Origin of the sequence: Acidovorax sp. 100 (genome assembly GCF_003688355.1) — a bacterium.
GTDB lineage: Bacteria > Pseudomonadota > Gammaproteobacteria > Burkholderiales > Burkholderiaceae_C > Acidovorax > Acidovorax delafieldii.
The window spans coordinates 4,377,437-4,399,214 of record NZ_REFD01000001.1; the positions used below are offsets into that span (position 1 = coordinate 4,377,437).

The following is a 21,778-nucleotide window of genomic DNA, read 5'->3' on the forward strand; positions in this document are numbered from 1 at the left end:
TTGTGCTCCTTAGATCTTGTGCTGGTCGCTGTAAGGCACCAGGGCCAGGAAGCGTGCGCGCTTGATGGCAGTGTTCAGCTGACGCTGGAAGATGGCGCGCGTGCCGGTCAGACGTGCGGGGATGATCTTGCCGTTTTCGGCGATGAAATCGCGCAGCGTATCGACATCCTTGTAGTCGATTTCTTCAACACCGGTCACCGTGAAGCGGCAAAAGCGCTTGCGCTTGAACAGCAGGGACTGGGTGTTGCGCTTTGGGCGCTTGTCTTTGTTGAACTTCTTGAACGTGGCCATTGCGGACCCCTTGAAAATTAATTTTGTTGAATATCCTGGATGTGCAGCACTGCAGTCTTGCCATTGCGCGGTGTGGCCAGAAATCCATGAAAAGTCCAGAGACTTCCGATGTTCTGCCTTGCCAGTCGCTCAGCCATCGCTCCAAAGGCGGTGGCTTTCATGGCGGCCTTGACTTCGCGGGGATGGCCTGCTTCGGTTTGCTGGGACTCGTGTTCGAGGCGCAGCGTGAGGGCAGGCAGTCCGGCGGGCGTGTATCGCAGGGGCTCAGCCTCTGCGATACAGGCGGTCAAGACGACGCGGTTCTCCACTCCAAAGAGAGAAGAGGATCAGCGCTCGCCGGCCGCTGCATATTCAGCTTGGCTGGCCTTGCGGGCTTCTTCGCGCTCGACGGTCTTCATCATGGAGGAAGGACCGGTTTCAGCCTTCTTCTTTTGCACGGTCAGGTGGCGCAGCACGGCGTCGTTGAACTTGAAGGCGTGCTCCAGTTCAGCCATCACAGCCTGGTCGGCTTCGATGTTCACGCACAGGTAGTGGGCCTTGGCCAGCTTGTTGATCAGGTACGCCAGTTGACGACGGCCCCAGTCTTCCACGCGGTGCACCTTGCCACCGCCAGCGGTGATCATGCCCTTGTAGCGCTCCAGCATGGCTGGAACTTGTTCGCTTTGATCCGGATGGATCAACAAAATGATTTCGTAATGACGCATGCAGACTCCTTTTGGGTGAGACCACCCACCGCGTCTAGAAGTGGTGTGGCAAGGGAAAGCCTGCGATTATAACCCGACCGCTTGCGCTTGTACACTCAGCACACCCGCTACAGCATCGTCCACACCCCATTTGTCCAGCCATGGAAGGTGCGGCCCTTGCAAAAACGGCGGTTGGGCCGACATGCCTTACAACCACTTGCGCCAACCCAGGGCCGTCATAACGACAAATCCCTGGCGCAGACCTTGATATTTCCCGGCAAGCCCCCAGATGCCGCGCGTACTGCTTTTTTACCTCTTCAAATCCTGACATGTCAGACCACAGCCAAACCAACCCCTCCCCAAGCGCCCCCGCCCCCGAAGAAGTCGAAGCCGCCATGGCCGCCCACGCCTCCGATGAGCTGGCACGCCTGCAGGGCGAGCTGGCCGAGCTGAAGGCCAAAAGTGCCGATCTGGCGGACCAGTTCCTGCGCGCCAAGGCCGAGGCGGAGAACGCCCGCCGCCGCGCTGAAGAGGAAGTGTCCAAGGCCCGCAAGTTCGGCATCGAGAGTTTTGCCGAGAGCCTGCTGCCCGTGGCTGACAGCCTGGACGCGGCCCTGGCCATCAAGGAGGCCACGCCCCAGCAGCTGCGCGAAGGCGCCGACGCCACCTTGCGCCAGTTGACGTCTGCGCTGGAGCGCAACAAGGTGGTGGCCATCAACCCCGCCGCAGGCGCCAAGTTCGACCCCCACCAGCACCAGGCCATCAGCGTGGTGCCCGCGGAGCAAGAAGCCAATACGGTGGTGGCTGTGCTGCAAAAGGGCTACGTGATCGCGGAGCGCGTGTTGCGCCCGGCCTTGGTCACCGTGACTGCGCCCAAGTAAGCCTCAAAAAAATCGACCTGGAAGACTTGAAGCAAACCAAGTTATCCACAAGTTACTAGCCATCCAAACCATTCAAGCATTCGGAGAAAAATCATGGGAAGAATCATCGGCATTGACCTGGGCACCACCAACAGCTGCGTTTCCATCATGGAGGGCAACACGACCCGCGTGATTGAAAACAGCGAAGGTGCACGCACCACGCCCTCCATCGTGGCCTACCAGGAAGACGGCGAGATCCTCGTCGGCGCCTCGGCCAAGCGCCAGGCCGTGACCAACCCCAAGAACACCCTGTATGCCGTCAAACGCCTGATCGGCCGCAAGTTCACCGAAAAGGAAGTGCAAAAGGACATCGACCTGATGCCCTACAAGATTGTGGCTGCCGACAACGGCGACGCCTGGATCGAAGTGCGCGGCAACAAGCTGTCGGCCCAGCAGGTGTCTGCTGACATCCTGCGCAAGATGAAGAAAACGGCTGAAGACTACCTGGGCGAGCCCGTGACGGAAGCCGTCATCACCGTGCCCGCGTACTTCAACGACGCCCAGCGCCAGGCCACCAAGGACGCTGGCCGCATCGCTGGCCTTGATGTCAAGCGCATCATCAACGAGCCCACCGCTGCAGCCTTGGCCTTTGGCCTCGACAAGCAGGAAAAGGGCGACCGTAAGATTGCCGTGTATGACCTGGGTGGCGGCACGTTCGACGTGTCCATCATCGAAATCGCCGACGTGGATGGCGAAAAGCAGTTCGAAGTGCTGTCGACCAATGGTGACACCTTCCTGGGCGGCGAGGACTTCGACCAACGCATCATCGACTTCATCATCGGCGAGTTCAAGAAGGAACAAGGCGTGGACCTGTCCAAGGACGTCCTGGCCCTGCAACGCCTGAAGGAAGCCGCCGAAAAGGCCAAGATCGAGTTGTCGAATTCGGCAGCAACCGACATCAACCTGCCCTACATCACGGCCGACGCCTCGGGTCCCAAGCACCTGAACATCAAGCTGACCCGCTCCAAGCTGGAACAACTGGTGGAAGAGCTGATCGAGCGCACCATCGCTCCTTGCCGCATGGCGATCAAGGACGCTGGCGTGTCGGTGTCCGACATCCATGACGTGATTCTGGTCGGCGGCATGACCCGCATGCCCAAGGTGCAGGAGAAGGTCAAGGAATTCTTCGGCAAGGACCCCCGCAAGGATGTGAACCCTGACGAAGCCGTGGCCGTGGGCGCCGCCATCCAGGGCCAAGTGCTGTCGGGCGACCGCAAGGACGTGCTGCTGCTGGACGTGACCCCCCTGTCGCTGGGTATCGAAACCCTGGGCGGTGTGATGACCAAGATGATCACCAAGAACACGACCATCCCGACGAAATTCGCTCAGACCTTCTCGACGGCCGATGACAACCAGCCTGCCGTGACCATCAAGGTCTATCAGGGCGAGCGCGAAATGGCCACCGGCAACAAGCTGCTGGGCGAGTTCAACCTCGAAGGCATTCCACCCGCAGCCCGTGGTGTTCCGCAGATCGAAGTGTCGTTCGACATCGACGCCAACGGCATTTTGCACGTGGGCGCCAAGGACAAGGGCACCGGCAAGGAAAACAAGATCACCATCAAGGCCAACTCGGGCCTGTCGGAAGAAGAAATCCAGAAGATGGTGAAGGACGCCGAGCTGAACGCTGCGGACGACAAGAAGAAGCTGGAACTGGTGCAGGCCCGCAACCAGGGTGAAGCCGCTGTGCACAGCGTCAATAAGAGCCTGGCCGAACACGGCGACAAGCTCGACGCAGGTGAAAAGGACGCGATCGCTGCAGCCGTGAAGGCCCTCGAAGAAGCCCTCAAGGGTGAAGACAAGGCCGCGATTGACGAAAAGACGACCGCGCTGATGGCCGCCAGCCAGAAGCTGGGCGAGAAGATGTACGCCGAATCGCAGGCAGCGCAAGCCGCCCAGGCGGCCGGTGGTGCAGACGCCGCAGGCGCATCGGCCGGTGCAGCCAACAAGCCCGCAGACGACGACAACGTCGTTGATGCCGAGGTGAAGGAAGTCAAGAAGGGCTGAACGAGCCCCCGTTGACCCGAGCCGCCGCGCAATGCTCGTCAGGGGCTGCGCGGCGTTCCTGTTCCAACCGGGTTCTGAATCACTATGTCCAAACGAGACTTTTACGAAATCCTGGGTGTTCCGAAGAACGCCTCGGACGAAGAAATCAAAAAGGCCTATCGCAAGCTGGCGATGAAGCACCATCCTGACCGCAATCAGGGGGACGCAGCCAAGCCTGCCGAGGAAAAATTCAAGGAGGCCAAAGAGGCCTACGAGATGCTCTCGGACCCCCAAAAGCGTGCGGCCTATGACCAGTATGGCCATGCGGGGGTAGACCCCAACATGCGCGGCCCTGGTGGCGCGGGAGCAGAAGGATTTGGCGGTTTTGCGGAAGCCTTCGGCGACATCTTTGGCGACATGTTCGGCCAACAAGGCGGGCGCGGGCGTGGCGCCGGTGGACGCCAGGTCTACCGTGGCAGTGACCTCAGCTATGCCATGGAGATCACGCTCGAAGAAGCAGCTCGCGGCAAAGACGCGCAGATTCGTATCCCATCCTGGGACACCTGCGACACCTGCCATGGCAGCGGCGCCAAACCCGGCACCAGCGCCAAGACCTGCGGCACCTGCCAAGGCGCGGGCACCGTGCAAATGCGTCAGGGCTTCTTCAGCGTGCAACAGACCTGCCCCCACTGCCGTGGCACGGGCAAGATCATTCCTGAGCCTTGCACCACCTGCCATGGCCAGGGCAAGCTCAAGAAGCAGAAGACGCTGGAAGTGAAGATTCCTGCCGGCATCGACGATGGCATGCGCATCCGTTCCACCGGCAACGGCGAGCCGGGCACCAACGGCGGCCCGCCGGGCGACCTGTATATCGAGATCCGCCTGAAGAAACACGACATCTTCGAGCGCGACGGCGACGACCTGCACTGCCAGGTCCCGGTGAGCTTCATCACAGCGGCGCTGGGTGGCGAGATCGAGGTGCCCACCCTGCAGGGCAAGGCGGCCATCGACATCCCCGAAGGCACCCAGGCCGGCAAGCAGTTCCGCCTGCGCGGCAAGGGCATCAAGGGTGTGCGCGCCAGCTACCCGGGTGACCTGTACTGCCACATTGCTGTCGAGACACCCGTCAAGCTCACCGAACACCAGCGCAAGCTGCTGCGCGAGCTGGAAGACTCCCTCAAGAAGGGCGGCGCACGCCATTCGCCCAGCGGCGAGAGCTGGACGGACCGGCTGAAGAACTTCTTCAGCTGATCACGCGCGGGTTTCCCGCCAAAAACCGCCTGCAGCCCCAAGGCCGCAGGCGGTTTTTTCTTGATGCAAGGCAAGAAACCCCCTGGCAACGTCCGCAGGCGCAATCCGACCAGTAGGATGGTCATCATCGATGATCACCCGGGAGTCTGGACACATGAACGTCAACATCACCTTCCTGGGGGGCTCCGGCACCGTCACCGGCTCCAAGTACCTGGTGCGTTACAACGGCAAGAGCCTGCTGGTCGATTGCGGCCTGTTCCAGGGCTACAAGCAGTTGCGCCTGCGCAATTGGCAGCCCCTGCCCGTCACGCCGCACCAGATCGACGCCGTGGTGCTGACCCATGCCCACCTGGACCACAGCGGTTATCTGCCGCTGCTGGCGCGCGACGGCTACACCCACGCCATCCACTGCACCCCGGGCACACGTGACCTGTGCACCATCCTGCTGCCCGACAGCGGGCACCTGCAGGAGGAGGACGCGGCCTTCCTCAACCGCCACCAGCTCAGCAGCCACAGCCCCGCCCTGCCCCTGTATACCCGGCTCGACGCGCTGCACTGCCTCAAACAATTCCAGATCCATGCCTTCCACAAGGCGTTCGAGCCCCTGCCCGGCTGGCGCGTGACCCTTTCGCCCGCAGGCCACATCCTGGGTGCGGCCAGCGTGCTGCTGGAGGTGGGCGGCAGGCGCATCCTGTTCTCTGGCGACCTGGGCCGGCCGGACGACTTGCTGATGAATCCACCGGACGCCCCGCCCCAGGCGGACACCGTGCTCATCGAATCCACCTATGGCGACCGCGAGCACCCGCCCGAAGGTCTGCTCGACGAACTGGGCCCCGCCCTACAGCGCCTGGCCGCACGCGGGGGCATCGCCGTGGTGCCCGTCTTCGCCGTGGGCCGTGCACAGGTCGTGCTGCACGCCATCGGGTTGTTGAAGGCGCAGGGTGTGGTGCCAGCATCGCTCAAGGTATTCCTCGACAGCCCCATGGCCGTGAGCACCACCGGACTGTTCCAGCACCACATGCAGGAACACCGCCTGAGCGGCCGCGAGGTGCAGGCGCTAGAGCATGGCGCCACCATGGTCCAGACACCCGAGCAATCCAAAGGACTGGCCAAACTGCATGGTCCCATGGTCATCCTGTCGGCCAGTGGCATGGCTACCGGGGGCCGCGTGCTGCACCACCTGGCACTGCACGCTGGCGATCACCGCAACATGATCATTCTGACCGGGCACCAGGCGCCGGGCACACGCGGCGCGCGGCTGGCTGAGGGCGAAAAGACCATCCGCATTCACGGCCAGGACGTGGCCGTGCGCGCCGAAGTGGTCAAGCTGTCTTCCGCATCGGCCCACGCCGACGGCAACCAGCTCATCGCCTGGCTGCGCAGCATGGGCCACGCGCCCGACCAGGTGTATGTGGTGCATGGCGAAATGGGCGCCGCCGACCTGCTGCGCCAGCGCATTGAACACGAACTGCGCTGGCGGGCCTCTGTGCCAGAGCACGGCAGCACCTGCGCGGCCTGAGCCTCGGTCTCTTTCTGCACTCCAGGAGAGCCGCTCTCGCGCAGAAGGGCATCGCAGCCATCGCGTATCGCGATGACAAACTATCAACAATGGGGAGAAAATATGAAACCTTCTCTTTTTGAGAAGTCAAAACCCCATGAAAAGCTCCGAGCGCAGTTTTGCGCGCCGTATTGACCTCACCTCGCTGCAATTGTTTGTGGCGGTGTGCGAGCTGGGCAGCATCGGCCGCGCCGCCGAGCGCGAATTCATTGCAGCATCGGCGGTCAGCAAGCGCCTGTCGGACCTAGAAACGGCGGTAGACACCGCACTGCTCTACCGCCACAGCCGGGGTGTGACGCTCACGCCCGCTGGCGAGAGCCTGCTGCACCATGCGCGCACCGTGCTGTTTGGCCTGGAGCGCATGCAGGGCGAACTGAGTGAATATGCCGACGGCGTTCGCGGCCATGTCCGCATGCACGCCAACATCTCGGCCATCTTCCAGTTTCTGCCCGAAGACCTGGGCGCCTTTGCGCGCGAGCACAGCCAGATCAAGATCGACCTGCAGGAGCACCTCTCCAGCGATGTGCTGCACGCGGTGCAAGAAGGAGCCGCCGACCTGGGCATCTGCAACATCGGCATGGCGAACGGCGGCGGCGTCCTGGAGCTGCAGAGCCGCCCCTACCGCGCCGACAATTTGGTGCTGGTTGTGCCCCGAGCGCATGATTTATCTGCGCTGGATGCTATCAATTTTGAAGAAGTCCTGGACTGGGACATTGTGGGCCTGCACGCCAACAGCAGCATCAGCCTGGCCATGCGCGCAGCCGCTGCCGCCGCCGGGCGCCCCCTGCGCCAGCGCATCCAGGTAACGGGGCTGGACGCCATGTGCCGCATGATCGACAACGGCCTGGGCGTGGGCCTGCTGCCCGACCGGGCATTTGCGCTGATGCGCGGCGTGGGCAACCTGCAAGCCATCCCGCTGACCGATGCCTGGGCCCACCGCGAACTGCGGGTGGTAGCCCGCGACTTTGACGCCCTGCCCGTCACGGCGCGTTTGCTGGTGGAACACCTCTCACCCCGGGCAGAACCCGCCCCGGCGCACCCGGCCCCCGACACTAAAATCCAATCACCCACCTGAAAGCAGAAAGAAAGCCACGCCATGGGACGCACCCTGTACGACAAGATCTGGGACGAGCATGTCGTCCACACCGAAGAGGACGGCACCTCCATCCTCTACATCGACCGCCATCTGGTGCATGAAGTCACCAGCCCTCAGGCATTCGAAGGTCTGCGCGAGGCGGGCCGCAAGGTCTGGCGCATGAGTTCCATCGTGGCCACGGCCGACCACAACACGCCCACCACGGGCTGGGAAAACGGCTACGACGGCATCACCGATCCGATCAGCAAAGAACAGATCACCACGCTGAACGACAACATCGCGCAGATCACACCCGCCGCGTTCTTCCCGTTCATGCACAAGCGCCAGGGCATCGTGCACGTGATCGGCCCTGAAAACGGTGCCACCCTGCCCGGCATGACCGTGGTCTGCGGCGACAGCCACACCAGCACGCACGGCGCGTTTGGCGCCCTGGCCCACGGCATCGGCACCTCCGAGGTCGAGCACGTGATGGCCACGCAGACCCTGCTGGCCAAAAAAGCCAAGAACATGCTGGTGCAGGTGGACGGCACGCTGGCCAAAGGCGTGACCCCCAAAGACGTGGTGCTGGCCATCATCGGCAAGATCGGCACGGCTGGCGGCACGGGCTACACCATTGAATTTGCAGGTTCTGTCTTCCGCGCGATGAGCATGGAAGGCCGCATGACCGTGTGCAACATGGCCATCGAAGGCGGCGCGCGCGCAGGTCTAGTGGCGGTGGACGACAAAACCATTGAATACGTCAAGGGCCGCCCCCTGTCGCCCACGGGCGTGGAATGGGACCAGGCCGTTGCGTACTGGAGGACGCTGCACTCCGACGCCGACGCAAAGTTCGACACCGTGGTCAAGCTTGACGCGGCCGACATCGTGCCACAGGTCACCTGGGGCACCAGCCCCGAGATGGTGCTGGGCGTGGACGCCCGCGTGCCCGACCCGGACAAAGAAAAGGACGTCAACAAGCGTGGCGCCATCGAGCGCGCGCTGACGTACATGGGCCTGCAGCCCGGCAAGCCGATCAATGACATCACGATCGACAAGGTGTTCATCGGCAGCTGCACCAACAGCCGCATCGAAGACATGCGCGAAGCCGCCGCTGTGGTGAAGAACCTGGGTCGCAAGGTGGCCAGCAATGTGAAGCTGGCCATGGTGGTGCCCGGCTCGGGTCTGGTCAAGGAGCAGGCCGAGCGTGAGGGCCTGGACAAGATTTTTGTGGCCGCAGGCTTTGAGTGGCGCGAGCCCGGTTGCAGCATGTGCCTGGCCATGAACGCCGACCGGCTGGAGCCTGGCGAGCGCTGCGCCTCCACCAGCAACCGCAACTTTGAAGGCCGCCAGGGTGCTGGCGGCCGCACGCACCTGGTGAGCCCGGCCATGGCCGCAGCCGCTGCCGTGCACGGCCACTTTGTGGACATCCGCCAGTTCACCTGAGCTGATCATTCATCCCATCAACCGCCCGTTGTCCCCTCTACTGCCCCAACCGCCTGAAGGAGCCTTGTCATGAAAAAGACCGCCACCCTCATCGCCCTGTCCCTGGCCTTTGTGCTGGCTGGCTGCAACACCGTCAAGGGTGTGGGCCAGGACATTGGCAAAGCCGGCAGCGCCATCGAGCGGGCCGCCAAGTAACTGATACCGCCATGCAAAAATTCACCTTGCTCAAGGGCCTTGTGGCCCCCATGGATCGCGAGAACGTAGATACCGACGCCATCATCCCCAAGCAGTTCCTCAAGTCGATCAAGAAGACCGGCTTTGGCGTGAACCTGTTTGACGAATGGCGTTACCTGGACCACGGCGAGCCCGGCCAGGACCCCGCCAGTCGCAAGCCCAATCCCGACTTCGTGCTGAACCAGCCGCGTTACCAAGGCGCCAGCATCCTGATCGCACGCAAGAATTTCGGGTGTGGTTCCAGCCGCGAGCACGCGCCGTGGGCCTTGGATCAGTTCGGCTTCCGCGCCATCATCGCGCCCAGCTTTGCCGACATCTTCTTCAACAACTGCTTCAAGAACGGCCTGCTGCCCATCGTGCTGCCCGAGGCCACGGTGGCCCAGCTGTTCGATGAAGTGCTGGCCTTCCCCGGCTACCAGCTCACCATCGACCTGGAGCGCCAGGTCATCGTGCGCCCCCAGGGCGAAGAGATCCCGTTCGACGTGCAGGCCTTCCGCAAGTACTGCCTGCTCAACGGTTTTGACGACATCGGCCTGACCCTGCGCCAGTCGGACAAGATCAAGGCCTTTGAAGCCCAACGTCTTGCCACCAAGCCCTGGCTGGCACACACCATGGTGTCGTAACTCAGAAATTCAGCCCAATCGGCCGCAAGCGATACATCCATATGCGCTAGCAGCTATCAAAAACAAAGCAAAATCAATGAAAATCGCAGTTCTGCCGGGTGACGGCATCGGTACCGAAATCGTCGCCGAGGCCGTCAAGGTCCTCAACGCACTCGACCTGAAGTTCGAGATGGAATCGGCCCTGGTCGGCGGCGCCGCCTACGAGGCCCACGGCCACCCGCTGCCCGAGTCCACCCTCAAGCTCGCCAAGGAAGCCGACGCCATTCTGTTCGGCGCCGTGGGCGACTGGAAATACGACAAGCTCGACAGGCCCCTGCGCCCCGAACAGGCCATCCTGGGCCTGCGCAAGAACCTGGGCCTGTTCGCCAACTTCCGCCCTGCCATCTGCTACGAGCAACTGGTGGGCGCATCGAGCCTCAAGCCCGAACTGATCGCAGGCCTGGATATCCTCATCATCCGCGAGCTGACCGGCGACATCTACTTTGGCCAGCCGCGCGGCCGCCGCGTGGCCACCGACGGCCACTTCCCCGGTGCCGAAGAAGCGTTTGACACCATGCGCTACAGCCGCCCCGAGATCGAGCGCATCGCCCACGTCGCCTTCCAGGCCGCCCGCAAGCGCAACAAGAAGGTCACCAGCGTGGACAAAGCCAACGTGCTGGAAACCTTCCAGTTCTGGAAGGACGTCATGACCGAGGTGGGCCAGCAGTACCCCGACGTGGAACTCCAGCACATGTACGTGGACAACGCGGCCATGCAACTGGTCAAGGCCCCCAAGGCGTTTGACGTGGTGGTGACCGGCAACATGTTTGGCGACATCCTGTCGGACGAAGCCTCCATGCTGACTGGCTCCATCGGCATGCTGCCCTCGGCCAGCCTGAACAGCAGCAACCAGGGTCTGTACGAGCCCAGCCACGGCAGCGCCCCCGACATCGCCGGCAAGGGCGTGGCCAACCCGCTGGCCACCATCCTCTCGGCAGCGATGATGCTGCGCTTCAGCCTGAACCAGGAAGCCGCAGCCCAGCGCATCGAAGCCGCCGTGCAGAAGGTGCTGGCACAGGGCCTGCGCACGCCCGATATCTACAGCGAAGGCACCACCAAGGTCGGCACGGCGCAGATGGGCGACGCGGTGGTGAAGGCGCTGCAGGCGTAAATCACCCCAGCCGTCCGAGCTGCCCACAGCGGCGGCGCGTGGCATCCACAAAAGGCGATCCTCTGTGATCGCCTTTTTTATGGGCGTGGACCGACTCGCACGCCCATCCCGCCCGCCAGGGGCGCCGTTGCCGAGCGGACCATGGCGTTCCCGCAACGCTGCAAGCCCCGTGCAAGCCGCGATCCATTACAATCATGCCCATGTTTGCCGCCCGCCCGTTCGACCTGAACACCGCAACTGCCGCCCTGGCAGGCGTGGCTGTGCGCGCAATCACCACCAAAACCACGACCATTATTAAGGGCTGATCCAGCTCCGGTACCGTCGTGCGCCCTCTCCCGGCCAGACGAGCCGGGGCAAACAGTCTGGTCTGGCACTGTTTCTTAATCTGAAAGGGGCGTTGAAATGAGCAAGTTGGTAGGTTTGGTCGGCTGGCGCGGCATGGTCGGCTCGGTGTTGATGGACCGCATGGTCGAGGAAAAAGACTTTGACCTGATTGAGCCATTGTTCTTCTCCACATCCAATGCCGGCGGCAAGGCGCCTGCGCAGGCCAAGAACGAAACCACACTGCAAGACGCCTTCAACATCGACGCCTTGAAGCGCTGCGACATCATCATCACAGCCCAAGGCGGTGACTACACCACCGAAGTCTTCCCCAAGCTGCGCGCCGCAGGCTGGAACGGCCATTGGATCGATGCTGCTTCGACCCTGCGCATGGAAAAAGACGCGGTCATCATCCTGGACCCCGTCAACATGCCCGTCATCAAGGACGCGCTGGCCAACGGCGGCAAGAACTGGGTGGGCGGCAACTGCACCGTGAGCTGCATGCTGATGGGCGTGGGCGCACTGTACAAGGCCGGGCTGGTCGAGTGGATGAGCACCCAGACCTACCAGGCGGCATCGGGCGGCGGCGCGCAGCACATGCGCGAACTGCTCACGCAATACGGCACGCTCAACGCCGAAGTGAAGGCCCTGCTCGACGACCCCAAGAGCGCCATCCTGGAAATCGACCGCAAGGTCATCGCCAAGCAGCGCGCACTGACCGGTGCAGAAACCGCCAACTTTGGCGTGCCGCTGGGTGGCTCGCTGATCCCCTGGATCGACAAGGACCTGGGCAACGGCCAGTCCAAGGAAGAGTGGAAGGGCATGGCCGAAACCAACAAGATCCTGGGCCTGGGCGAAGGCTTTGACTCCGCAGCCATTCCAGTCGACGGATTCTGCGTGCGCGTGGGCGCCATGCGCTGCCACAGCCAAGCGCTGACCTTCAAGCTCAAGAAGGACGTGCCCGTGGCCGACCTCGAAGCCATGATCGCCGCCGACAACGAGTGGGTGAAGGTGGTACCCAACACCCGCGAAGCCACCATCAAGGACCTGACACCCGTCGCCGTGACGGGCACCATGACCATCCCCGTGGGCCGCATCCGCAAGCTGGCCATGGGCCCTGAGTATGTCGGCGCCTTCACCATCGGCGACCAGCTCCTCTGGGGCGCCGCCGAGCCACTGCGTCGCATGCTACGCATCTTGCTCAACGCCTGATCGTCTCACCTCATAAAGCGCGCGCAAGCCCCCTTGCGCGCGCTTTTTTGCGCCCGAGACATCGACACACTCGGTTACGCGGCGTTGGCAATTGGCAACATCTGCACACCCCAATTTGGGGCACCGGGACCCCACTCAAAGCTTCGGAGCCACCTCAGCTTGTCAGTGCAAAACATTGATGCTATGGTGCTTTTTACATATTTTCACGCGCCGGGGCGGGGATCAGACCATGAGAACAAAAGCACCGCTCGTCCGAGCCGCAAAAAATCCTAATCAGTTGTTGGCAAACATGCATCGTTGGAAATTTTCTGTCCTGGCGGCCGCGGCCGTGGCTTGCGCTGGTTTCTACACCAGCGACGCGTCTGCGCTGGCACTGGGCCGCATCACCGTGCAGTCTGCCCTGGGCGAGCCGCTGCGCGCTGAAATCGACCTGCCACAGATCACTCCTGCCGAAGCGGACTCGCTGCGTGCCACGACGGCCACGCCTGAGGTCTTCCGTGCCCAGGGCATGGAATACACGCAGACCATGAACAACCTGCAGATTCAACTGCAGCGCCGCGCCGACGGCACCGCCGTGTTGCGCCTGTCAAGCGACCGGCCTGTGAACGAACCGTTCCTGGACTTGGTGCTGGATGCCAACTGGGGCTCAGGCCGCATCGTTCGCAGCTACACCATGCTGTTTGACCCGCCAAGCATGCGCCGCGCAGCGCCTGCCGTCACAGCAGCGCCCCAAATTTCTGCACCAGTGGCGCCCCAGGTCCCTGCAACGCGCCCCGCAGCCACAGCCCGTGCCAGCGAGGCAACCGTCGCTGCACCCGCACCCCGTGCGGCAGCCCCACGCCCTGCCCCCGCAGATGGCGTGACGGTACAGGCAGGCGATACCGCCGGCCGCATCGCGAACGCGTACAAGCCTGCCGGCATTTCGCTCGACCAGATGCTGGTCGCCATGATGCGCACCAACCCGGACGCGTTCATCCAAGGCAACGTCAACCGCCTGAGGGCAGGTGCGGTGCTGCAAATGCCCGACCAGGCCGCAGCGCAATCCACCACAGCCCCCGAAGCACGTCAGATTCTGGCCGCACAGGCCCGTGACTTCAACGACTTCCGCCGCAAACTCGCAGGTGCGGCCCCTTCGACCGAAGTGGCTGCTGCCCAGCGCTCCGCCTCTGGCACCGTACAGACGCGCGTAGAAGACAAAAAACCCGCGACTGCAGCGCCCGACAAGCTCACCCTGTCCAAGGGGGCCGTCAAAGGCCAGAAGGCAGCCGAAGAGCAAGTCGCCAAGGACAAACAGGCCAGCGAAGCCGCCACGCGGATGGCAGAGTTGTCCAAGAACATCACCGACCTCAACAAGCTGAGCGCAGCCTCTGCAGCCGCCGGAGGCAGCCCTGCGCCCGCCGCAGCGGGTGCAGCCAGCGCACCTGCGGGGGTGGCTGTGCAGGCCCCAGCCGTCCCGGCAACACCGACCGCGCCGCTGGCGCCCGAAGCCCCGGCATCCGCCCCCGCAGCGGCCGCGAGCACCCCGCCAGACACCGCAGTGGCAGCAGAAGCGGCCGCCTCGGCACCCGCCACGGAGGCGTCTGCACCCGCACCGGCCCCCAAACCAGCGCCCACACCCAAACCTGCTCCCGCCCCCGTCGAGGAGCCCAGTTTCCTGTCCACTCTGATGGACGACCCACTGTTGCCTATTGGCGGCGGCATCCTGGTAGCGGGCCTGCTCGGATTTGGCGCTTACCGCCTGGTCCAGCGCCGTCGACAGAACGGTGGGGTGGACAGCTCCTTCCTGGAAAGTCGCATTCAACCCGACTCGTTTTTTGGTGCCAGCGGCGGCCAGCGTGTAGACACGGCCAACAGCGACATGACCACCGGCTCGTCCATGGCCTATTCACCCAGCCAACTGGACGCCGGCGGTGACGTGGACCCCGTGGCCGAAGCCGACGTTTATCTGGCCTACGGCCGCGATCTCCAGGCCGAAGAAATCCTGAAAGAAGCCGTGCGCCACAACCCGGGCCGCGTCTCAGTGCACGTCAAGCTGGGTGAAATCTACGCCAAGCGCCAGGACCGCAAAGCCCTTGAGGCCGTCGCAGGCGAAGTGTTCAAGCTGACCCAAGGCGAAGGGCCTGACTGGAACCGCATTGCCGAACTCGGGCGTGACCTGGAGCCCGAAAACCGCCTGTACCAACCTGGCGGCCGCCCCGGAATGGCCGAGGATGAATCGCCTTCGGTGCCACCGGGCGGGTTCCCCAGCACCTTCACTGGTGCAGGCAGCCCTGCCGCAGCCCTGCCCCCAGACTTGGACCTCGACCTGGATCTGGACCTGCCCGATGACGCGCTGACGGACGCCCCCCCCGCTGCAGCCGGTGGTTTTGCTGCGGCCGCTGCGGCTGCTGCGGCCAACAACCGCAGTGAAGCCAGCGAACCACAGACGCTGCGCCCCGAGTTGGATCTGCCCAGCATCCCCGACGAGCCCACCGCCGCGTGGAGCAGTCAGGAAACCGCTCCGAGTCCCATGATGGCGCCGCCTCCAGTGGCCAATCTGGACTTCCCCAGCAGCGATGACCTGACCATGGCGCCGTCCGGCCCCATGCCACTCCATGGCGAGCCCCAAGACTCCGGCCCTATGGAGTTTGATCTGGGCGACCTGTCGCTGGACCTGAACGCCCCCTCCAAGCCCATGGCAGCTCCCGCCGCCAAGGCCCCGGCGGCTCCCGCACCGGAATTCACCGACGATGGATCGGCCGCAGCGCAGGACGACCCGCTGGCCACCAAGCTTGCGCTGGCCGAAGAGTTCAACGCCATCGGGGACACCGACGGCGCTCGTACGCTGATTGAAGAGGTGGTGGCAGAGTCCAGCGGCGCCCTCAAGACCCGCGCCCAGCGCATGCTGGCCGAACTGGGCTGATGCCGCTCGGCCCCTCCGCTGATTTAACCCCCAGCACGTCCCCAGGCCGCCCCGTGACCCGGGTGGCGCTGGGTGTCAGCTACAACGGCCAAGCCTACAGTGGCTGGCAGAGCCAGCTTTCCGGCAACACCGTGCAGGACAAACTCGAAGCGGCCCTGGGCCGCTTTGCTACGCATCCGGTCAGCACCCTTTGCGCAGGCCGTACCGATGCGGGTGTGCACGGCCTGATGCAGGTGGTGCACTTTGACACCCCGCTGGACCGGCCCGCAGCGTCCTGGGTCCGGGGTACCAACACCTTCCTGCCCTCCGACATTGCGGTGCAATGGGCTCAGGCCGTCCCAGACCACTTTCATGCGCGTGCCAGCGCCGTGGCCCGGCGCTATGCCTACGTGCTTCTGCAGTCGCCAGTGCGGCCCAGCGTGGATGCCGGGCGGGTGGGCTGGGTGTTTCACCCGTTAGACCATGACGCCATGCGGCAGGCGGCCGACTACCTGATCGGCGAGCATGATTTCACCTCGTTTCGCGCATCCGCCTGCCAGGCCAAGACCCCGGTCAAGACCTTGCAACGCATCGACATCGTGCGACGGGGGGCGGACACACCGCACCCCGAACTGGGCTGGAGCCCCTGTTACTGGCGTTTTGAATTCGAAGCCAACGCCTTCTTGCACCACATGATCCGCAACATCATGGGCTGCCTGATCACCATCGGCCAGGGCACGCAGCCTCCCGAATGGATGGCCGAAGTGCTGGCAGCCCAGTCCCGCAAGGTGGCTGCGCCGACATTCTCGCCAGACGGGTTGTACTTTCAAGGGCCCGTCTACGACGCCGCCTGGGGGCTACCCCAGCGCACGGCTGCGTATGATTGGCTTCCATGAACCAGGCCACTACACCGACCACAACGGCTCCCGCCGTCAGTCAACGCCTCCACGCCCCTTTCCAGGCGTCTGCCAACGTACGCACCCGCATCAAGATCTGCGGGCTGACCCGCGAGGAAGACGTGGATGCAGCTGTGGCTGCGGGCGCCGATGCGGTGGGTTTTGTGCTCTACGCCCCCAGCCCACGGTCGGTCACCCCCCAGCGGGCCGCGCAGTTGGCACGGCGCCTGCCGCCGTTTGTCACGCCCGTGCTGCTGTTCGTGAACGAATCCACTCCTAATGTGATAGCAGCCAGTGCAATGATTGCTGGCGCCACGGTGCAATTCCATGGTGATGAGACGCCACAGGACTGCATGGCTGCCACCCACCAGGGGGCACGCCCCTACCTGCGGGCAGCCCGAATTCCCCTCGGTGATGGGGCGGCGCAGTTTGACCTCGTAAAATACGCCCACGATTACTCTCACGCCCAAGCCATCCTGCTCGACGCCCATGTCGAAGGGTTTGGCGGCAGCGGCAAGGCATTCAATTGGTCACTCCTTCCACCAAGCGTCAGCTCTCACCTCGTTTTGTCTGGTGGACTCACGCCTGCAAACGTGACCGATGGCATTTTGCAAGTCCGCCCGCGGGGTCTCTCGCTGGCGGTTGATGTCAGTTCCGGCGTCGAAGCCGATGGTCCTGATGGCAAACCCGTCAAGGGCATCAAGGACGCCGTGAAGATCCAACGCTTCGTTGCCGCCGTGCGTGCGGCCGATGCACAACTTGCAAAGAACCCCCATGAATTCCTATCAACAACCTGATGCTTCCGGCCATTTCGGCCCGTATGGCGGCAGCTTCGTCAGCGAAACGCTGACCCACGCCATCCAGGAACTGCGCGAGGCCTACGCGCGCTACCAGAACGACCCTGAATTTCTGGCTGAATTCCATTACGAACTCAAGCACTTCGTCGGTCGCCCCTCCCCCATCTACCATGCAGCGCGCACCAGCCGCGAGATGGGTGGCGCACAGATCTATCTCAAGCGCGAAGACCTGAACCACACAGGCGCGCACAAGATCAACAACGTGATCGGCCAAGCCATGCTGGCCAAGCGCATGGGCAAGCCCCGCGTGATTGCCGAGACGGGTGCGGGCCAGCACGGCGTGGCCACTGCCACCATCTGCGCGCGCTACGGGCTCGAATGCGTTGTTTACATGGGTGCCGAAGACGTGAAGCGCCAAAGCCCCAACGTGTACCGCATGAAACTGCTGGGCGCTACGGTGGTGCCCGTGGAGTCTGGCAGCAAGACCTTGAAGGACGCCCTGAACGACGCCATGCGCGACTGGGTGGCGAATGTGGACAACACCTTCTACATCATCGGCACGGTGGCGGGCCCGCACCCTTACCCCATGATGGTGCGCGACTTCCAGAGCGTGATCGGCAAGGAATGCATTGAGCAAATGCCCAGCATGCTGGCCGAGCAAAAGGTGCTGGGCGACCAGCCCGATGCGGTTATCGCCTGCGTGGGTGGTGGCAGCAATGCCATGGGTATCTTTCACCCTTACATCCCTTTCGAGAAAACGCGCCTCATCGGCGTGGAGGCAGCGGGCGAAGGCCTGGAGTCGGGCAAACACTCGGCATCGTTGCAAAAGGGCAGCGCGGGTGTACTGCACGGCAACCGCACCTTCATCCTGCAGGATGACAACGGCCAGATCACCGAAACCCATAGCATCAGCGCTGGCCTGGACTACCCCGGCGTGGGCCCGGAGCACGCTTGGTTGCAGGAAATCGGCCGCGCCGAATACGTCGGCATCACCGACCAGGAAGCGCTGGACGCCTTCCACTACCTGTGCCGTACCGAGGGCATCATCCCCGCACTCGAATCCAGTCACGCCGTGGCCTACGCCATGAAGCTGGCCAAAACCATGCGCCCAGACCAGTCGATCCTGGTCAACCTCTCGGGCAGGGGCGACAAGGACATTGGTACTGTGGCCGATCTCAGTGGCGCCGACTTTTACTGCCGACCCAGCTGCCAGGGGCAGTCCGTCAAGGGCGGCGAGCAACCCATCAAGTTGGTGAAATAAATGAGCCGTATCGCATCCACCTTTTCTGCCCTGCAAGCACAGGGCCGCAAGGCGCTGATTCCTTATGTGACCGCCGGTTTCCCGTTCGCCGACATCACCCCCGCGCTGATGCACGGCATGGTCGAGGCCGGTGCCGACGTGATCGAGCTGGGCGTGCCCTTTTCCGACCCCATGGCCGATGGCCCGGTGATCCAGAAGGCGGGTGAAAAAGCCCTCAGCCTGGGCATTGGCATGGTGCAGGTGCTCGACCATGTGCGTGAGTTCCGCAAGCGCAACAGCACCACGCCAGTGGTGTTGATGGGCTATGCCAACCCTGTGGAACGCTACGACCAGAAGCACGGCGAAGGTGCGTTTGTGCGCGACTCTGCCGCTGCGGGCGTGGACGGCGTGCTCATCGTGGACTACCCGCCCGAAGAATGCGAAGCCTTTGCCGCCAGCCTGCGCGCGCACGGCATGGACCTGATCTTCCTGCTGGCCCCCACCAGCACGGATGAACGCATGGCCCAGGTGGCGCGTGTGGCCAGCGGCTATGTGTACTACGTATCGCTCAAGGGCGTGACCGGCTCAGGCGCGCTGGACACGGCGGCCGTGGAGCAGATGCTGCCCCGTATTCGCCAGCACGTGACCATCCCGGTGGGTGTGGGCTTCGGCATCCGCGACGCCGCCACCGCCCAGGCCATCAGTAAGGTGGCCGATGCCGTGGTCATCGGCAGCCGCATCATCCAGTTGATTGAAGACCAGGAGCACGCCAAGGTGGTGCCCCTGACCATCGACTTCCTGCGCGGCATCCGCAAGGCCCTGGACGCCTAGTCGCATAATGCAGCCCGGCGCATCCTGCGGGGTGCGCCGACAGATTCACACCCGGCCTGCCCCGCAAACGCCTACGGGCTTTGCAGCAAGTCGCGCCACTGAAGAGGAGAACACCATGTCCTGGCTCGAAAAACTTCTGCCCGCCAAAATCCAGCAAACCGACCCCACCGAGCGCCGTCAGGTGCCCGAAGGCCTGTGGATCAAGTGCCCGAGCTGCGAAACGGTGCTCTACAAGGCCGACCTGGAGCACAACCAGAATGTGTGCCCCCACTGCAGCCACCACCACCGCATCGGCGCGCGCGCCCGACTGGACGCATTTCTGGATGCTGAAGGCCGCTACGAAATCGGCCAGGAAGTGCTGCCCGTAGACGCGCTCAAGTTCAAGGACAGCCGCAAGTACCCCGAGCGCCTGAAGGAAGCCCTGGAGAACACCGGCGAGACCGACGCCCTCATCGTGATGGGCGGCGCGGTCAAGAGCATCAACGTCGTCGCCGCCTGCTTCGAGTTCGACTTCATGGGCGGCTCCATGGGCTCCGTGGTGGGCGAGCGATTTGTGCGTGGCGTGGAAACCGCCATCGAGCAAAAGGTGCCCTTCATCTGCTTTACCGCCACCGGCGGCGCCCGCATGCAGGAAGGTCTGCTGTCGCTCATGCAGATGGCCAAGACCAACGCAGCGCTGACCCGCCTGGCCAAGAAGGGCCTGCCCTACATCAGTGTGCTGACCGACCCCACCATGGGTGGCGTGAGCGCAGGTTTTGCCTTTGTGGGCGACATCGTGATTGCCGAGCCCAAGGCGCTGATCGGCTTTGCTGGCCCGCGCGTGATCGAATCCACCGTGCGTGTGACCCTGCCAGAGGGCTTCCAGCGTGCAGAGTTCCTGCAAACCAAGGGCGCGGTGGACTTCATCTGCGACCGCCGCGAACTGCGCAACACCGTGGCCAGCAGTTTGGCTATGCTGCAACGACTGCCTGCTGACGCGGTGATGTAAATACCCGGTCCCCGAAAAGGGGACTGAGTGAGGCGTCACCACGCCATTGCTATATTTTAAATAGCAAACAGAGCATATTTGGCTAGCGCATCGGGCCTTTGGGATGCTTAACGCATCACACTGGCCTGCAAATGGCCCAGAACAATCATCACAACCTGCAGCACCACCAGCGCCACCAATGGCGACAGGTCGAAGCCGCCCATCAGCGGAATGACGCGCCGAAAAGGACGCAACACAGGTTCACACAGGCGCGCGATCACATCCGCCAGCGGTGAACGGCCACCCTGTACCCAGGACAGGACGGCATAGACAATCAGCAGGCCGATCAGCCCCGAAACCGCCACGCGCAGCAGCCCGAACAATGCCAACCAGGGCAACCACGCCCATGCCGATCCCGCACTGAGCAGCAAGGTCAACAACGCGTACTGCACCAGCTGCACCAGCATCGCAGCCACCAGACTGGACACATCCCAACGGCCCGCAGGGGGGATCACCCGTCGCAGCGGCATGATCAGCCAGTCGGTCAACGCAAACACCAACCCACCGACCGGGTTGGAGAACGGCACCCGCTGCCACTGCATGTACAGCCGCAAAAGGCAGGCTCCGGTCAGCAAGCCGCCAACAACATCGAGCAGGAAAGAGGCGATCTGATAGAGCATGGATGAGACAAAAACAGTGGTGTGCAGCAAAAGCCGACGGTGTCATGGGATGATAGCGGGCGAAGGCATCCACGCGCCCATGACACCACCTCTCACCTTGTCGTCCCTGCCGCTTTTCCCCCTGGGCTCTGTCTTGTTCCCGGACGGAGTGCTAGCTCTGAGGGTGTTTGAGGTGCGCTACCTGGACATGGTGCGCAAGTGTCACCAGGCAGGCGCACCATTTGGCGTCGTCTCTCTCACCCAGGGACAGGAAGTACGCCAAGCTGGCGCACCGGAGGAACGCTTCAACGACATCGGCACCCTCGCCGTCATCGAGCAGCTGGAAACGCCACAGCCTGGACTGATCACTGTGCTATGCCGTGGTAGCCAGCGTTTTCGGATCACCCGGCGCAGCCACCTGCCACACGGCCTGTGGACGGCAGACGTAGGCCATATCGAACGGGATCTGACCGTACCGGTCCCAGAGGACCTCAAAAAGGCGTCAACGGCATTGGCGCAGGTCTTAAACACTCTCCAGGTACGCGACCCGGACCTGCCTCACTTAGTCAAGCCTACCGCAGCGCAACTGGATGATTGCGGCTGGGTAGCCAACAGGTGGTGCGAGTTGCTGCCCGTTCCCCTAGAGCTGAAACAGCGGTTGATGGAGCTGGACAATCCGCTGGTGCGTCTGGAGTTGGTGGGGGATGTACTGGAGCGGACGGGGATAGCGCCGTCCTGATGCGCATACCCCCAATTGCCAAGG

21 protein-coding genes are annotated in these 21,778 nt (G+C 63.3%); 17 read left to right on the forward strand and 4 right to left on the reverse strand.

The genetic code is table 11. The features are described 5' to 3' along the window. Nucleotides 1–9: 9 nt before the first annotated feature. From rpsR to rpsF, 3 genes are read right to left on the reverse strand one after another with little or no spacing between them, the layout of a single operon-like run. Nucleotides 10–291, reverse strand: coding sequence for a 30S ribosomal protein S18 (rpsR, locus tag C8C96_RS20080; RefSeq protein WP_005795932.1), 282 nt, complete (start codon nucleotides 289–291; stop codon nucleotides 10–12). 17 nt (nucleotides 292–308) lie between these two features. Continuing rightward, entirely contained in the window at nucleotides 309–599 is a 291-nt protein-coding gene (gene priB, locus C8C96_RS20085; protein WP_056061479.1) for a primosomal replication protein N, read from the reverse strand. Nucleotides 600–617: 18 nt separating this feature from the next. Further along, complete coding sequence (gene rpsF / locus C8C96_RS20090) at nucleotides 618–995, reverse strand: 30S ribosomal protein S6 (protein ID WP_015013245.1); 378 nt, start codon at nucleotides 993–995, stop codon at nucleotides 618–620. A gap of 308 nt (nucleotides 996–1,303) precedes the next feature. On the opposite strand from rpsF, the gene grpE reads away from it, so the two are divergent. From grpE to accD, 16 genes are all read left to right on the forward strand, one after another. Continuing rightward, a complete protein-coding gene (gene grpE / locus C8C96_RS20095) occupies nucleotides 1,304–1,855 on the forward strand; it encodes a nucleotide exchange factor GrpE (RefSeq protein ID WP_056747651.1) in 552 nt (183 codons plus the stop codon). Between the two features lie 93 nt (nucleotides 1,856–1,948). Next, nucleotides 1,949–3,898, forward strand: a complete 1,950-nt coding sequence (dnaK, locus tag C8C96_RS20100) for a molecular chaperone DnaK (protein WP_056061472.1) — start codon at nucleotides 1,949–1,951, stop codon at nucleotides 3,896–3,898. Between the two features lie 84 nt (nucleotides 3,899–3,982). Next, a complete protein-coding gene (dnaJ, locus tag C8C96_RS20105) occupies nucleotides 3,983–5,128 on the forward strand; it encodes a molecular chaperone DnaJ (RefSeq protein ID WP_056061470.1) in 1,146 nt (381 codons plus the stop codon). A gap of 154 nt (nucleotides 5,129–5,282) precedes the next feature. Further along, nucleotides 5,283–6,647: an MBL fold metallo-hydrolase gene (locus C8C96_RS20110; RefSeq protein WP_121943405.1), complete on the forward strand. Its 1,365-nt coding sequence runs from the start codon at nucleotides 5,283–5,285 to the stop codon at nucleotides 6,645–6,647. Nucleotides 6,648–6,783: 136 nt separating this feature from the next. Further along, nucleotides 6,784–7,761, forward strand: coding sequence for a LysR family transcriptional regulator (locus C8C96_RS20115; RefSeq protein ID WP_121943406.1), 978 nt, complete (start codon nucleotides 6,784–6,786; stop codon nucleotides 7,759–7,761). A 21-nt stretch (nucleotides 7,762–7,782) separates the two neighbouring features. Continuing rightward, nucleotides 7,783–9,204, forward strand: a complete 1,422-nt coding sequence (gene leuC, locus C8C96_RS20120; protein WP_108499829.1) for a 3-isopropylmalate dehydratase large subunit — start codon at nucleotides 7,783–7,785, stop codon at nucleotides 9,202–9,204. A gap of 69 nt (nucleotides 9,205–9,273) precedes the next feature. Next, nucleotides 9,274–9,399 carry an entericidin A/B family lipoprotein gene (locus tag C8C96_RS20125; protein WP_005795904.1) on the forward strand — a complete coding sequence of 42 codons (126 nt, stop codon included), beginning with the start codon at nucleotides 9,274–9,276 and terminating at the stop codon, nucleotides 9,397–9,399. Between the two features lie 11 nt (nucleotides 9,400–9,410). Next, nucleotides 9,411–10,061, forward strand: a complete 651-nt coding sequence (gene leuD / locus C8C96_RS20130) for a 3-isopropylmalate dehydratase small subunit (RefSeq protein ID WP_056061459.1) — start codon at nucleotides 9,411–9,413, stop codon at nucleotides 10,059–10,061. A 76-nt stretch (nucleotides 10,062–10,137) separates the two neighbouring features. Then, the gene (gene leuB / locus C8C96_RS20135; protein ID WP_099729718.1) at nucleotides 10,138–11,211 is read left to right on the forward strand and encodes a 3-isopropylmalate dehydrogenase; all 1,074 of its coding nucleotides are present in this window, start codon (nucleotides 10,138–10,140) and stop codon (nucleotides 11,209–11,211) included. Nucleotides 11,212–11,613: 402 nt separating this feature from the next. Beyond that, the gene (asd, locus tag C8C96_RS20140) at nucleotides 11,614–12,744 is read left to right on the forward strand and encodes an aspartate-semialdehyde dehydrogenase (RefSeq protein WP_056061454.1); all 1,131 of its coding nucleotides are present in this window, start codon (nucleotides 11,614–11,616) and stop codon (nucleotides 12,742–12,744) included. A 289-nt stretch (nucleotides 12,745–13,033) separates the two neighbouring features. Next, nucleotides 13,034–15,646, forward strand: coding sequence for a FimV/HubP family polar landmark protein (locus C8C96_RS20145; protein ID WP_121943407.1), 2,613 nt, complete (start codon nucleotides 13,034–13,036; stop codon nucleotides 15,644–15,646). Beyond that, nucleotides 15,646–16,521 (forward strand): tRNA pseudouridine(38-40) synthase TruA, encoded by an 876-nt coding sequence (truA, locus tag C8C96_RS20150; protein ID WP_199170794.1) that lies wholly within the window; start codon nucleotides 15,646–15,648, stop codon nucleotides 16,519–16,521. Before C8C96_RS20145 ends, truA begins: the two co-directional genes overlap by 1 nt. Then, nucleotides 16,518–17,318: a phosphoribosylanthranilate isomerase gene (locus C8C96_RS20155; protein ID WP_121943408.1), complete on the forward strand. Its 801-nt coding sequence runs from the start codon at nucleotides 16,518–16,520 to the stop codon at nucleotides 17,316–17,318. The genes truA and C8C96_RS20155 overlap by 4 nt, the downstream gene beginning before the upstream one ends. Beyond that, a complete protein-coding gene (gene trpB, locus C8C96_RS20160) occupies nucleotides 17,296–18,579 on the forward strand; it encodes a tryptophan synthase subunit beta (RefSeq protein WP_056061441.1) in 1,284 nt (427 codons plus the stop codon). The genes C8C96_RS20155 and trpB overlap by 23 nt, the downstream gene beginning before the upstream one ends. Further along, a complete protein-coding gene (trpA, locus tag C8C96_RS20165) occupies nucleotides 18,580–19,389 on the forward strand; it encodes a tryptophan synthase subunit alpha (RefSeq protein WP_121943409.1) in 810 nt (269 codons plus the stop codon). Between the two features lie 115 nt (nucleotides 19,390–19,504). Continuing rightward, a complete protein-coding gene (accD, locus tag C8C96_RS20170) occupies nucleotides 19,505–20,377 on the forward strand; it encodes an acetyl-CoA carboxylase, carboxyltransferase subunit beta (RefSeq protein WP_015013229.1) in 873 nt (290 codons plus the stop codon). Nucleotides 20,378–20,484: 107 nt separating this feature from the next. Here accD and C8C96_RS20175 read toward each other — a convergent pair whose 3' ends face one another. Beyond that, nucleotides 20,485–21,036 carry a YggT family protein gene (locus tag C8C96_RS20175; protein WP_121944107.1) on the reverse strand — a complete coding sequence of 184 codons (552 nt, stop codon included), beginning with the start codon at nucleotides 21,034–21,036 and terminating at the stop codon, nucleotides 20,485–20,487. A 79-nt stretch (nucleotides 21,037–21,115) separates the two neighbouring features. On the opposite strand from C8C96_RS20175, the gene C8C96_RS20180 reads away from it, so the two are divergent. Further along, on the forward strand, nucleotides 21,116–21,754 hold the full coding sequence (locus tag C8C96_RS20180; protein WP_121944108.1) for an LON peptidase substrate-binding domain-containing protein: 639 nt from the start codon (nucleotides 21,116–21,118) through the stop codon (nucleotides 21,752–21,754). The last annotated feature ends 24 nt before the right edge of the window (nucleotides 21,755–21,778 follow it).